15 protein-coding genes are annotated in these 11815 nt (G+C 65.8%); 3 read left to right on the top strand and 12 right to left on the bottom strand.

All coding sequences use genetic code 11. The features are described from left to right. Positions 1 to 131: 131 nt before the first annotated feature. The 6 genes from ACTWP6_RS25275 to ACTWP6_RS25250 all read right to left on the bottom strand — a co-directional run bounded on the left by ACTWP6_RS25275 (position 132) and on the right by ACTWP6_RS25250 (position 3599). Positions 132 to 737 carry a class I SAM-dependent methyltransferase gene (locus tag ACTWP6_RS25275; protein WP_085178087.1) on the bottom strand — a complete coding sequence of 202 codons (606 nt, stop codon included), beginning with the start codon at positions 735 to 737 and terminating at the stop codon, positions 132 to 134. 268 nt (positions 738 to 1005) lie between these two features. Beyond that, complete coding sequence (locus ACTWP6_RS25270) at positions 1006 to 1776, bottom strand: dienelactone hydrolase family protein (RefSeq protein ID WP_085178086.1); 771 nt, start codon at positions 1774 to 1776, stop codon at positions 1006 to 1008. A 376-nt stretch (positions 1777 to 2152) separates the two neighbouring features. Continuing rightward, complete coding sequence (locus tag ACTWP6_RS25265) at positions 2153 to 2365, bottom strand: Fic/DOC family N-terminal domain-containing protein (RefSeq protein WP_443189106.1); 213 nt, start codon at positions 2363 to 2365, stop codon at positions 2153 to 2155. A gap of 201 nt (positions 2366 to 2566) precedes the next feature. Beyond that, positions 2567 to 2755 (bottom strand): hypothetical protein, encoded by a 189-nt coding sequence (locus ACTWP6_RS25260; RefSeq protein ID WP_260755764.1) that lies wholly within the window; start codon positions 2753 to 2755, stop codon positions 2567 to 2569. Positions 2756 to 2941: 186 nt separating this feature from the next. Further along, positions 2942 to 3271 carry a hypothetical protein gene (locus ACTWP6_RS25255; protein ID WP_260755763.1) on the bottom strand — a complete coding sequence of 110 codons (330 nt, stop codon included), beginning with the start codon at positions 3269 to 3271 and terminating at the stop codon, positions 2942 to 2944. Positions 3272 to 3425: 154 nt separating this feature from the next. Beyond that, positions 3426 to 3599 (bottom strand): CsbD family protein, encoded by a 174-nt coding sequence (locus tag ACTWP6_RS25250; RefSeq protein WP_260755762.1) that lies wholly within the window; start codon positions 3597 to 3599, stop codon positions 3426 to 3428. Positions 3600 to 3734: 135 nt separating this feature from the next. Here ACTWP6_RS25250 and ACTWP6_RS25245 point away from each other — a divergent pair, with 135 nt between their 5' ends. Beyond that, a complete protein-coding gene (locus ACTWP6_RS25245) occupies positions 3735 to 5039 on the top strand; it encodes an acetyl-CoA hydrolase/transferase family protein (RefSeq protein WP_260755761.1) in 1305 nt (434 codons plus the stop codon). A 21-nt stretch (positions 5040 to 5060) separates the two neighbouring features. Here ACTWP6_RS25245 and ACTWP6_RS25240 read toward each other — a convergent pair whose 3' ends face one another. The 3 genes from ACTWP6_RS25240 to ACTWP6_RS25230 all read right to left on the bottom strand — a co-directional run bounded on the left by ACTWP6_RS25240 (position 5061) and on the right by ACTWP6_RS25230 (position 6896). Beyond that, entirely contained in the window at positions 5061 to 5267 is a 207-nt protein-coding gene (locus tag ACTWP6_RS25240) for a helix-turn-helix domain-containing protein (protein WP_443189105.1), read from the bottom strand. Next, on the bottom strand, positions 5268 to 5720 hold the full coding sequence (locus tag ACTWP6_RS25235; RefSeq protein WP_443189104.1) for a DUF2975 domain-containing protein: 453 nt from the start codon (positions 5718 to 5720) through the stop codon (positions 5268 to 5270). 90 nt (positions 5721 to 5810) lie between these two features. After that, on the bottom strand, positions 5811 to 6896 hold the full coding sequence (locus tag ACTWP6_RS25230; protein WP_260755758.1) for a zinc-dependent dehydrogenase: 1086 nt from the start codon (positions 6894 to 6896) through the stop codon (positions 5811 to 5813). 175 nt (positions 6897 to 7071) lie between these two features. Here ACTWP6_RS25230 and ACTWP6_RS25225 point away from each other — a divergent pair, with 175 nt between their 5' ends. Continuing rightward, complete coding sequence (locus ACTWP6_RS25225) at positions 7072 to 9075, top strand: PTS mannitol transporter subunit IICBA (RefSeq protein ID WP_260755757.1); 2004 nt, start codon at positions 7072 to 7074, stop codon at positions 9073 to 9075. A gap of 10 nt (positions 9076 to 9085) precedes the next feature. Then, positions 9086 to 9844 carry a DeoR/GlpR family DNA-binding transcription regulator gene (locus tag ACTWP6_RS25220; protein ID WP_260755756.1) on the top strand — a complete coding sequence of 253 codons (759 nt, stop codon included), beginning with the start codon at positions 9086 to 9088 and terminating at the stop codon, positions 9842 to 9844. On the opposite strand, the gene ACTWP6_RS25215 is transcribed toward ACTWP6_RS25220, so the two are convergent. The 3 genes from ACTWP6_RS25215 to ACTWP6_RS25205 are packed head-to-tail and all read right to left on the bottom strand — an operon-like array spanning position 9831 to position 11792. Then, positions 9831 to 10484, bottom strand: a complete 654-nt coding sequence (locus ACTWP6_RS25215; protein ID WP_260755755.1) for an SGNH/GDSL hydrolase family protein — start codon at positions 10482 to 10484, stop codon at positions 9831 to 9833. The two genes, ACTWP6_RS25220 and ACTWP6_RS25215, sit on opposite strands and share 14 nt — an antisense overlap. Before the next feature lie 9 nt (positions 10485 to 10493). Beyond that, a complete protein-coding gene (locus tag ACTWP6_RS25210) occupies positions 10494 to 10844 on the bottom strand; it encodes a hypothetical protein (RefSeq protein ID WP_260755754.1) in 351 nt (116 codons plus the stop codon). A 30-nt stretch (positions 10845 to 10874) separates the two neighbouring features. Next, the gene (locus ACTWP6_RS25205) at positions 10875 to 11792 is read right to left on the bottom strand and encodes an NAD(P)H-dependent flavin oxidoreductase (protein WP_260755753.1); all 918 of its coding nucleotides are present in this window, start codon (positions 11790 to 11792) and stop codon (positions 10875 to 10877) included. Positions 11793 to 11815: the final 23 nt, after the last annotated feature.

Below are 11815 nucleotides of genomic sequence, written 5' to 3'. Positions count from 1 at the left end.
TCTTCACCTGCGAAGTGCCTTCCCGTCAGGGTTTTTGAACCGTAGAGAAGTCCAATTATTCCTTGCAGGACAGGCACTTTCGCTTATCTACACACCCCCACAGTCAACATTCCACGAAAAATCCGGGTTAGCTACTGCGCTGACTTGTGCCAGGTGATGGCGTATCTCCATAGCGGGAGGCGACGCCACTCCATGCCGGGTAGCACCGCCGCCGCGATCTTTTTGACCTCGCCGTAGGTATGCGGGAACTGCATCTGCACCGGAGCGTTGTGCTGCCAAAACCCGCGCGTGCGTGAAAGAACCTGGTGTTGCAGGACGCCGACTGCATCACTGACGTAATCGGGCAGAGTGGAGCTGCGGGCGCAGCCGATCACCACAAGTGTGCCGTCGGTTGCAGTGATGTCAGCGAGGCGCTGCAGGCCGGCCGCCAAGTCGGGAAAGTGGTGGACGGTAGCGACTGCGGCGACCAGGTCATAGTGCTCAGCGGGCAGGGCCGAGGTGAGTGCGTCGCCGGTGATCCAGGTGACGTTGGTGGAGGTACTGGATCGAGCCAGGTTGATGATGTCGGCGTCGGAATCAATGCCGGTGACGTCGGGAATCTTCTCGGCAAGCCGGATGGCCAACAAACCGTCGCCAGTGCCGACGTCCACAGCGGTGCGAGCGGTGGATGACGCGGCGTCGATGACGATGTCGTAGTAGTGGATGTTGTGGTTCCACCGATCCTGGTTCTTGCTCACCTGACCACTCTGGCATGTGGCTTTGACCGCGGATTCGGGAGTCGGTTGATCGCGAATTTCGGAGTCGGTGGTGTCGCAGTGAAGTCGTTGACTGTGAATCGGGGAGTCACCAGCCGTGCACCTGTTCTTGATGTAGTCCGGGCTGCGGCCCTGGCCAGAGGACTTCGGCCAACCGTGCAGTGGTTGGCAAGCAGCTGCTGAGGCATTCACCGCCCGCCCCCATGAGCCGTTTTTGCCGACGACACCCCCGCGACGTCGCGCCGCTGATTCAGTCAGGCCGCCTCAGGTCGCCAAAGGTCTCGTCGAACAGGTCGAGCACCGCACGCCATGCGCGCGGAGTGTGGGCCGGGTGATACCCAACGCCGGGCACGGTGGCCGCGGTGTGAGTGGTCCCCGCGGCGGGCGACCCGTCAGGGTTCGTAGGCCGGGCCCAGAATGCGTGCTTGGCTCCGCCGTAGACATTGACGCGCCAGTCGACCCCGGCGTCTTGGAGCCCGTAGCCAAACGCCAGGACCTGATCGGGCGTGCACAGCGGGTCTTCGGAGCCAGTGCACAGAAGGAAGGTGCCGGTCACGTTGGTCCAATCCTTTTCGCTGACATCTGACAGACCGGGATGCACGGCGGCAACAGCCTTGAATGGCACACCGGCACTGGCGAGTTCGAGCACGATGCTGCCGCCGGCACCATAGCCGAGGGCGGCGAGCCTGTCAGGAGTGACACCCGGCTCCGTGAGGAGGACATCGAGCGCGGCGCGCCCGATAGCCTGCATCCTCTCCGCATCGGCGATCAAGGGCATGACCCGGGCCAACATCGCGTCCGGCCTGCCGAAGTACACCTGGCCACCGTGGTAATCCATCGCCAAGGCCACATAACCGTGGGCGGCCAGATCGTCGGCGCGGCGCCGTTGATAATCGTCGAGACCGATCCCGTCGTGGCCGATAAGCACGGCCGGCCACGGCCCCTCGCGGATCGGCCGCGCCAAGTGGGCGACCATTGTCAGACCGTCCACGTCGTAGCGGGCTTCGCGCGTCGCGATCATCACCCCACGCTATCGAAACAGCTGCCGTTGCCTCGCCGTCGTTCGCTTTCGGCCGAAGTTGCCAGTAAGTACCAACACGATCCGCATTTGCCAGACCACACCATCGAGCCGGAGTACGCGGGCCGACCCACAACAGGAGCTGCCCCGACCATCGGTTCGAAATGACTCCAGGATTCGTGAGCAATCTCGCTCACCATGAGCCCTCACCGACTCCGAAATTCGCGATCAACCGACTCCCGAATCCGCAGTCAAAATCAGGCATGGCATCAACGACGCTAACGACCAGCGAACCTCTTGTATCAGATGAAATGAGAAAGCTGACCCGTCGGATTCTCACCCGAACTGATACACCGCAGTTCAGGACGCCGTCCATACATCAGGTCAGATGAGAACGGACATGGGCCTCCAAGATCGGGATGGAGTTGATCAGCACTGTCGGGTTCGGGATGGAGACGACTGCCTGATCAAGATGAGCGAGGGCTGTATTGGCACCGATGGCAGCCTTCAAGACCGCGCGTGTCTCAAGAGTGTCGACGCCGGGGGGGCGGGGGAGGTCGTTGAACGGCTTGTCCGGTTTCCAGGCGCTCACCGCTTCACGATCCCAGAATCGAACATACATGTAAAGAAAACGTTCAAATTTTTACATGTCCCGGACTTATGTGAACCGGCTTTGCATGTGGATTCTGATAGCGAATCGCTCAGATTTGTGACGGAAACCAGCCAACGGCATCGCCCACCCTCGATAGGAACGCGATGACGGCGCTGGCGATAGCAGCACCGTCCGCGGCAGTCATGCGTTGGTCGACGGAGAGACTCCTGGCAGCTTGCCCGGCGCGGCCTTAACGACGAGCGCATAAGCCAATGCCAGGTCATCGAGCTGGCTGGCAGAAGCTGTCGCCGCCTTCGCCTCAATCGTCTGCAGCAACGCCCTCGCTGTCTCCTCACGCAGCTGCTTGATGTCGACTGCCTGCGAATCCATCATTTGTCCTGTTCTCCTGACTGGCTATGCCCGGGTGGTGCTGGCCTCAGCGTGGCCACACTTTGGCCTCAGTTTGGGTTCAAATCCCTCCGCCACCGCCACACCTCTCCTGCGTACGCGGGTAGAGGCTGTCAAACATCCGCTGCTGCGTCCGAATTTTCGGGTACGCGGTCTCGGCAGGGAGACTTACCCTTCGCCGCCGAGTTCGGTCTGGTCCCGCTCGTTCTCGGCGGTGTCCTGGGCCATCGCCGACTCGTCGAGCCACTTCTGAACATCGCCGCCGAGGCGGTCCGCCGACAGTTCGGCGAAGTCGAGAGCCTGCACCGCCATCGCGGCCAACACCTTCATGGCCCGTCCGCTGTGGTGGATCTCCGCCATCAGCGCGCTGAGCGCTTCATTGTCTTCGGCGTGCAACCTCGACAGGTAGTTGCGGGCATCCGCGAACTCGCGGTCAAGGTGCGCCAACTTCCTTCGGAACTCGTCGGGTGAAGGCAGGTCGGCGGGTGTGTGCCTCATCGGATTCTTCTCTCGGTGCCGGGCTCAGGCCCCAGCCACCATTAGAACGCGCGTCGCGCGTCAGGAGTTGGCTTTGAACCACGGTGAATTCACCACGCCGTGAGCAGTCAGCCCTGCCATCCGCACTGATGACAGGGCCGACTGCTCATGCGAGTCAGTTCTTGAACGCGTCTTTGACCTTCTCGCCGGCGTCCTTGAGGCTGGACTTGGCCTGGTCGAGCTTGCCCTCGTTCTCGGTGTCCTTGTCGCCGGTCAGCTTGCCGACGCCCTCCTTGGCCTTCCCGCCGAGGTCTTCGATCTTGTTGCTTGCCTTGTCGTCGGCACCCATGTGCATCCCTTTCCGCCGTACATCAAGGCTCGGATCCGAGCCATGCGGGCGGGGTACCTTCGCGCCGCGAGTTCGAAACCCTCGGGACGGGACGTGTCACCCGTCGCGGTGTGTCCCGCATGGCAGGGTGTCGGCATGCCCGAGGAACTGACCGCCGAAGAGGCCGCCGCCCGGCTCACGCCCGCCGACACCCTCGGTCTGCCGCTGGGACCGGGCCAGCCTCCGGCGTTCCTGCGCGCGCTCGGCGCCCGCACGGACTGGAGGGATCTGCGGGTCTACGGTGCGCTGCTGGCCGTCGGAACCGACCTGTTCGGCCGGGCCGGTGTGCACTATCTGTCCGGTTTCTACGGCCCGCTGGAACGGGTGCTGCGGGATTCCGGCGCTGACATCGACTTCACCCCGGCCGACTTCCGCCGGTTCGGGCAGCTGATGGAACGGCAGTCGCCGCGCGTGATGACCACAGTCGCCGCACCGCCGGACACCGACGGCTGGTGCTCGCTGTCGCTGCACGCCGGCGGAACCGAGACCGAGCTGCGCCGCGCCGGCGCCGACCCGGACCGACTGCTCGTCGTCGAGGTTTCGCAGGCCTACCCCCAGACGTTCGGCCACGGCGAGCATCGGCACGCACTGCACGTCGACGACATCGACATCCTGGTGCGGTCGACCGAGGCGCCGCTGGCGTTGCCGAGTCCGCCGCCCACCGACACCGACACCGCAATCGCTCGTCACGCTGTCACCTTCATCCCGCCCGGTGCCACGTTGCAGACCGGGATCGGTTCCATCCCAAGCCAAATCGCGGCGCTACTGGCCCAGGGCGAGGGCGGAGACTACGGCCTGCACAGCGAGATGTTCACCGACGGCTGCATGCAGTTGCACCTGGCCGGCAAGGTCACCAACACCGCCAAGGGACGATTCGACGGAGTCAGTGTGACGACGTTCGCGTTCGGTTCCGAGGAGCTCTACGCGTGGTTGGACGGCAACCCCGAGGTCGCGTTCCTTCCGGTGGAGATCGTCAACTCGCCCGAGGTGATCGGGGCCAACCATCACATGATCTCGATCAACGGGGCGCTGGCGGTCGACATCCACGGCCAGGTGGTCGCCGACACGATCGGCGGCGACCAGTTCAGCGGTATCGGCGGGGCCGAGGATTTCGTCGCCGGCGCCGGTCTGGAGCTGACCGACCGTTCGCTGATCTGCCTGCCCTCGACGTTCGACGACGGCGGCCGGCTGCAGTCCCGGATCGTGCCACAGTTCGACGCCGGCGCGATCATCACCACGCCGCGCCATCACGTCGACGTCATCGTCACCGAGTACGGCGCCGCCGAGTTGGAAGGCAAGACCGTTCAGCAGCGCGGGCACGCACTCGCGGCGATCGCACATCCGCTGTTCCGCGACGAACTGCTCGCCGCGGCCGACCGTGCCGCCCGGCGCCGGGGCTGAGACGAGCTTCCCAGGGCGACCTCAATCGGGGACCCACTCCAGCAGATCACCGGGCTGGCAGTCGAGAACTCGGCACATCGCCTCCAGCGTGCTGAAGCGGACCGCCTTCGCGCGACCGTTCTTCAGCACCGCCACGTTGGCCGGCGTGAGGCCGATCCGTGTGGCGAATTCACCGACGCTCATCTTGTGCCGGGCCAGCTGGACATCGATGCGCACGACGATGGCCATTCAGATGACCGCGTCCATGTCGGTGCGCAGAGCAGTCGCCTGTCGAAGCAACGCCCGCATCACCACCAGCAGCAGGCCGACTACCGCGCCACCGGTCAGTGACAGGAGCATCAACAGCGGCAGCCCGGGATCGTCGGCCTGGAACCCGATGTAGACAAACAGCGCCAGAAACACCGTCCACCCGACCGCGATCGCGCCGAGGATGGCGTTCACCCAGATCATCGACACCGACCGGAAGATCTGGTGTCTGCTGACCAGCGTGAGCAACTTCCACGTGCAGACCAGAACGACCTGCGCACAGAGCACGAGGAACACCGACACCGCCGTGAGCGGCCACCGCAGGTACGCCCGGTCCGGCGACTCCGCTGCCATATGTGCGAATTGCCCTGGCAGCGACATCGTCTGCAGCAACAGCAAGATCGCGAACAGCGCGAGCAGGAAGATTCGCAGCAAGGGAACTACTCGACGGACGGCGGGCATACAGCGAATATCGCGAGAAAACTATCGAAAGTCAATAGGCGTGGCAGGCGCGGCCATACCCATCTAGACCGGCGCGGCCACCTCGGCCGGTGCGGGCTCGACGGTCACCTTGATCGCCTCACCGTTTTTGACAATCTGGAACGCGTCGAGAACGTCGTCCAGGGGGATGTGCCGGGTGATGAGGTCCTTCACCGGCACCTGACCGGTCGAGATGTACTCCAGTGCCCGCTTGTTGTGCTCGGGTGCCGAACCGTTCGCGCCGTGGATGTGAAGTTGGCGGTAGTGCACGACGTTCGAGTCGCAGGTGATGGTCGGGTCGGTCTTGGGCAGCCCCCCGAAGAACGAGATGCGGCCGTTACGCGCTGCCATCGAAATCGCTTGCTCCTGAGCGATATTGGCGGCCGTGGCGGTGATCACGACGTCGGCGCCGCGTCCGCCGGTGAGCTCCATGACCTTCTCGACGACGTCGACCTCGGCGGCGTTGATCACACCGTCGGGGTTCACGGCGTCGGCCGACATCTTCAGCCGTGCGTCGTTGACGTCGACGAGATAGATCGGCCCGCACTTGTGCACGCCGCGTGCGATGCGGATGTGCATGCAGCCGATCGGGCCCGCACCGAACACCACGACGGTGTCGCCCTCCTCGATGCCGAGCAGCTCCTGGGCGTTGATCGCGCACGCGAACGGCTCGGCCGCCGACGCCTCGTCGAAGCCGACGTTGTCCGGAATCCGGTTCAGCCCATCGACTTTGAGTACCTGCCGGGGCACGATCATGTATTCGGCGAAGCCGCCGTCGTACTGGTAGCCCATCGAGGTCTGGTTCTGGCACACCGCCATCCAGCCTTTACGGCACTCGTGGCACTCTCCGCACGGCACCGCGGCGATCACCTGCACGCGGTCGCCGGCCTGCCAATTGCTGCCGTACGTCGCGTTCACGTTGGCGCCGACCTCGACGATCTCGCCGGCAATCTCGTGCCCGATGGTCCGCGGCGGCGTCAGGTTCTGGTGGCCGTTGTAGAAGATCTTCACGTCGGTGCCGCAGGTGGAGCAGTTGCGCACGCGCAGCTTCACCTCGTCGGGTCCGCAGACCGGCTCCGGGACATCCTCGAGCCGGACGTCCTCGGGGGCGTAGAAGCGCAGAGCCTTCATGGTGCAGTCCTCTCGACGGGTGTGCTCTCCAGCACTCTATCCGCCATCCGGGCATAAAACCACCAAAATCACTGACCGATTTTGACCGAATGCTTGCATTAATGCCCGTTTATGCGGTGTACTGGGGTTATGTGACCGGCATCACCCGGCCGCCATCTGCCAATCGGAGGATTTGATGTCACACGCAACAATCGAGGACACGGCCCCGCGGACCGGCGTGCGGGTGCACGTGCAGAAGTTGGGCACCGCGCTGTCGAACATGGTCATGCCCAATATCGCGGCGTTCATCGCGTGGGGTCTGATCACCGCGCTTTTCATCGAGCAGGGCTGGCTGCAGGGCATCTTCGACGAGTTGAAGAACCCGGACGGCTGGGTCGCCAAGATCGGCGGGTGGGGCGCCTACGACGGCGCCGGAATCGTCGGCCCGATGATCACCTACCTGCTGCCGATCCTGATCGGCTACACCGGTGGTCGGATGATCCACGGCAACCGCGGCGCCGTGGTCGGGGCGATCGCCACGATCGGCGTGGTCACCGGCGCCGACGTCCCGATGTTCCTCGGCGCGATGATCATGGGCCCGCTCGGCGGCTGGTGCATGAAGAAGCTCGACGCGCTGTGGGAGGGCAAGATCCGCCCCGGATTCGAGATGCTGATCGACAACTTCTCCGCCGGCATCCTTGGGATGATCCTGGCCATAGTCGGCTTTTTCGGTATCGGGCCGATCGTGTCGGCTTTCACCCGCGCCGCGGGCAATGCCGTCGACTTCCTGGTCGACAACGATCTGCTGCCGCTGACGTCCATCCTGATCGAACCGGCCAAGGTGCTGTTCCTCAACAACGCGATCAATCACGGCGTGCTGACGCCGCTGGGCACCACGCAGGCACTCGAAACCGGCAAGTCGATCCTGTTCCTGCTGGAGGCCAACCCCGGCCCCGGGCTCGGACTTCTGTTGGCCTACATGGCGTTCGGCCGTGGAATCGCCCGCGCGTCGGCCCCGGGTGCGGCGATCATCCAGTTCTTCGGCGGGATCCACGAGATCTACTTCCCGTACGTGCTGATGAAGCCGAAGCTGATCATCGCCACCATCCTCGGCGGCATGACGGGTGTGTTCATCAACGTGCTCTTCGGCTCGGGCCTGCGGGCCCCCGCCGCGCCCGGGTCCATCATCGCGGTCTACGCCCAAACCGCCAGCGGCAGCTTCCTCGGCGTCACGCTGTCGGTGTTCGGTGCGGCGGCGGTATCCTTCGCGGTCGCGGCGCTGCTGCTCAAGACCGACCGGGCCACCGACGAGCCGGACCTCGCCGCGGCCACCGCCGAGATGGAGTCGATGAAGGGCAAGAAGTCGAGCGTGGCCGGCGCTCTGGTGGGCCCCGGCGGCGGCCCGACCGGACCCATCCGGCGCATCGTGTTCGCCTGCGACGCCGGCATGGGTTCGTCGGCGATGGGAGCGTCGGTGCTGCGCAAGAAGATTCAGCAGGCCGGCTTCAGTGACGTCAAGGTCACCAACGCCGCGATCTCGAACCTGACCGACGACTACGACCTGGTGGTCTCCCACCGCGACCTGACCGCACGCGCCCGCCAGCGCACCGGGTCCGCCGTCCACGTCTCGGTCGAGGACTTCATGGGCAGTCCGCGTTACGACGAGATCGTCGAACAGCTCAAGCAAACCAACGACGACGGCGGCCCGGCGCCCGCCCCCGCGGCTGGGGTCGCCGAGGCCGAGGCGGCCGACGCGGAAGGCGCTGGCGAGGACGTTCTGCCGTTGTCGTCGATCGTGCTGAACGGTTCGGCGACGACGGCCGTCGAGGCGATCAACGAAGCCGGTGAGCTGCTGGTCGCTGCGGGCGCGGTGGAACGGGCCTACATCGACGCGATGCACGAGCGCGAATCCTCGGTGTCCACCTTCATGGGCAACGGGCTGGCCATCCCGCACGGCACCAACGAGGCCAAGGACACCATCCGGCGTACAGGGCTGTCGTTCGTGCGGTACTCCGAGCCGATCGACTGGAACGGCAAGCCCGCGGAGTTCGTCGTCGGGATCGCCGGAGCCGGTAAGGACCACATGGCGCTGTTGACCAAGATCGCGCAGGTGTTCCTCAAACCCGACGAGGTCGCCCGGCTGCGGCAGGCCACCACAGTCGAGGAGGTCAAGGCCATCGTGTTGGCCGCCGACAAGTAGTGTGACGCAGGTGGATTCCGAGACCCGCCAGAGCCGGATCGTCGAATTCGCCCGCACCCGTGGGAGGGTCGACGTCGCCTCGCTCGCCGACGAACTGGACGTCGCGAGCGAGACGATCCGCCGCGATCTGAAGGTTCTGGCGGGCCGCCGCCTGCTCAAGCGGGTGCACGGCGGGGCGGTGCCGTTGGAGACGGCCGCGTTCGAATCCGGTGTCGAGTACCGCAGCCAGGTCGACCTGGCCCAGAAGCACCGGATCGCGGCGGCGGCGACCGAACTGCTGCACGGTGCCGAAACCGTGTATCTCGACGAGGGTTTCACGCCGCGGCTGATCGCCGAACGGCTGGCCGAACAAGAGCTGACCGTGGTGACGTCATCGCTGCTGGCCGCCGAGGCGCTCGCACACAGCCGCAGCGTCACGGTGTTGCTGCTCGGCGGCCGGATGCGGGGGCGGACGCTGGCCACCGTCGATCACTGGGCGGTCGACATGCTCGGCAGTCTGGTCATCGATGTGGCTTACCTTGGCACCAACGGTATTTCGCCGGAACACGGGCTGACCACCCCTGACCCGGCGGTCGCCGCGGTGAAGGGGACCGCGGTGCAGGTGTCCCGCCGACCCGTCCTGGTCGCGGCGCACTCGAAGTTCGGCGAGAGCAGCTTCTGCCGATTCGCCCGGATCGGCGATTTCGAGGCGATCGTGACCGGCCGGGAACTCGGAGCCGACGAGGCGCGCCGCTACGAAGCCCTCGGCCCCGTCGTCATACGAGCCTGACGACCTGCTCGTGCAGCGCCTCACCGAGCGTCAGATTGTTCTGCTCGGTGAAATGGACGCCGTCTTCCCCGTCGGTCGAGATCACCGAACCGGCATCGAAGAACGGCACTTTCACGAATGACGCCATCGCGCGGTACACCTTGGCCAGCTGGGCGGATTTCTCCTGGCTGCCCTCGAAGATCAGCTGAAACCACGGGTGCGGGGTCAGCGCCAGCGCTGGTGGCGCCACCACCAGCACCTTGGGCGCCGGATAGCCGGTGCCGACCCCGCCGGCGCTGGTGAGAACCTGGGTCACCAGCACCGACATACCCAGGGCGATGTCGAGTGGAGTGCGGTGGAAATACGCCTTGGTGTCGTTGGTGCCCAGCATCAAAATCACCAGGTCCAACGGGAGATGACCGGCCAGGCAGGACGGCAGGTACTTCGCACCGTTGAGGCGTGGGTCGGTCGGATCGTCTGCGTTGGTGGTGCGCGCCGACAGACCCTCTTCGATCACCTCGACGCCGGCGCCCAACCGGTCGGCCAGCACCCCGGTCCAGCGCGTGTCCCGCGGGTACCGTTCGGTGGGCATTCCGTCGGCAACGGGCACCCACCCCCAGGTCAGCGAATCGCCATAGCAGAGGATTCTTTTCGGGGTCATGACACCACGTCAGTCCTCGATGATGCGATCGGCCTCCTCGTCGCCGGGCACCCGCCGTCTCTCGTCGTCGTCGACGACGGTGAAGAACGAGTCCCCGTCTTCGGGGGTTCCGTCGATCTGGCCGGCGGTGCGCCGGGCCGGCCGGTCCTGCGCCGAGGTCGCCGTCGTACCTTCGGGCCACACGTCGGGAACCTCGGCGGCCAGTTTCTCGTCGAGGGTTTCGTCGACCTCGGCCTCGATCCACCGGTCGGGCGGATCGACGACGATGTCACCGTCGTCGTTGCGCACCTCGTCGGAGTCCAGCGATTCGCTCGGGCTCAGCGTGTCGTCGGGTCCGGGTTCGTCGTAATCGCCATCCATACCGACGAGTGTGCCCGGTCTCGAGCCCCCTCAACCGAGTCTCGCGCGGGCCCCGTCCAGCACCCATTCGATGTCGGCCCAGGTGCGCCGCACGATCTCGGCCGCCGGCGCCAGCCCGGTGATCCGCGACGACACCTGCCCGGTGTTGGCGACGCTGGCCTCCAGGTCGCCGCCGAAATACAGGTCGGTGATGCGGCCGAGAAGCCGTGCGTCGGCCGGGTGCTCGTCGATGCGGGCGGCCAGACCGGTGCGCAGCACCCGCATCGTCGGATTGCCGGGAACGTCGAGCAGCACCGTCCCGGAGTCGTCGGCCGCGACGATCGCGTCCTTGAAGTTGGTGTGCACCGCGGCCTCGACGCTGGCCAGCATGCGGGTGCCCATCTGCACCCCCTCGGCGCCGAGTACCACCGCGGCCGCGCCGGAGCGTGCGTCGCACACACCGCCGGCGCAGATCAGCGGCAGCTGCACCCGTTCGGAGATCAGCGGCAGCAGCACCATCGTCGACGCCCCCAGCGCCGACTTGAAGCCGCCGCCCTCGACACCTTCGACGACCAGAGCGTCGACCCTCGCCTCGGCGGCCTTGAGCGCGCCTTTGAGCGATCCGACCACGTGCACCACGGTCATCCCGGCGTCGTGCAGGCGGTCGGTGAACAGGGCCGGGTCACCGGCGGAGGTGAACACGTGCCGCACCCCGGCGGCGACGAGCACCTCGACGATGGACGGATCCCGCTTCCAGCCCTGGATCATCAGGTTCGCGGCGACCGGGCGGTCGGTGAGGTCCCGGACGCGCCGCAGGTCTTCGCGACCCTCAGGGGTGAGCGTCTCGATCATCCCCAGACCGCCGCCCTCGGACACCGCGGCCGCCAGCTCCGCGCGGGCGATGTAGGTCATCGGGGCCTGCACGACGGGGAACTCGACGCCGAGCAGCTTCTGTATGCGATTGGTCACGACGCCGATCCTGCTGCTGGTCC

It is taken from the genome of Mycobacterium sp. 4D054, from assembly GCF_052245755.1.
Lineage (GTDB): Bacteria > Actinomycetota > Actinomycetes > Mycobacteriales > Mycobacteriaceae > Mycobacterium.
The sequence above is the reverse complement of the archived record's forward strand: the minus strand, read 5'-3'. Positions and strand labels throughout refer to the sequence as shown.

Coding starts and splice junctions, on each gene's coding strand:
- ACTWP6_RS25270 (WP_085178086.1), bottom strand. CDS start 1,776: ATGATCGCGACGCGCGAAGCCCGCTACGACGTGGACGGTCTGACAATG.
- ACTWP6_RS25260 (WP_260755764.1), bottom strand. CDS start 2,755: ATGGATTCGCAGGCAGTCGACATCAAGCAGCTGCGTGAGGAGACAGCG.
- ACTWP6_RS25255 (WP_260755763.1), bottom strand. CDS start 3,271: ATGAGGCACACACCCGCCGACCTGCCTTCACCCGACGAGTTCCGAAGG.
- ACTWP6_RS25250 (WP_260755762.1), bottom strand. CDS start 3,599: ATGGGTGCCGACGACAAGGCAAGCAACAAGATCGAAGACCTCGGCGGG.
- ACTWP6_RS25245 (WP_260755761.1), top strand. CDS start 3,735: ATGCCCGAGGAACTGACCGCCGAAGAGGCCGCCGCCCGGCTCACGCCC.
- ACTWP6_RS25240 (WP_443189105.1), bottom strand. CDS start 5,267: ATGGCCATCGTCGTGCGCATCGATGTCCAGCTGGCCCGGCACAAGATG.
- ACTWP6_RS25230 (WP_260755758.1), bottom strand. CDS start 6,896: ATGAAGGCTCTGCGCTTCTACGCCCCCGAGGACGTCCGGCTCGAGGAT.
- ACTWP6_RS25225 (WP_260755757.1), top strand. CDS start 7,072: ATGTCACACGCAACAATCGAGGACACGGCCCCGCGGACCGGCGTGCGG.
- ACTWP6_RS25215 (WP_260755755.1), bottom strand. CDS start 10,484: ATGACCCCGAAAAGAATCCTCTGCTATGGCGATTCGCTGACCTGGGGG.
- ACTWP6_RS25210 (WP_260755754.1), bottom strand. CDS start 10,844: ATGGATGGCGATTACGACGAACCCGGACCCGACGACACGCTGAGCCCG.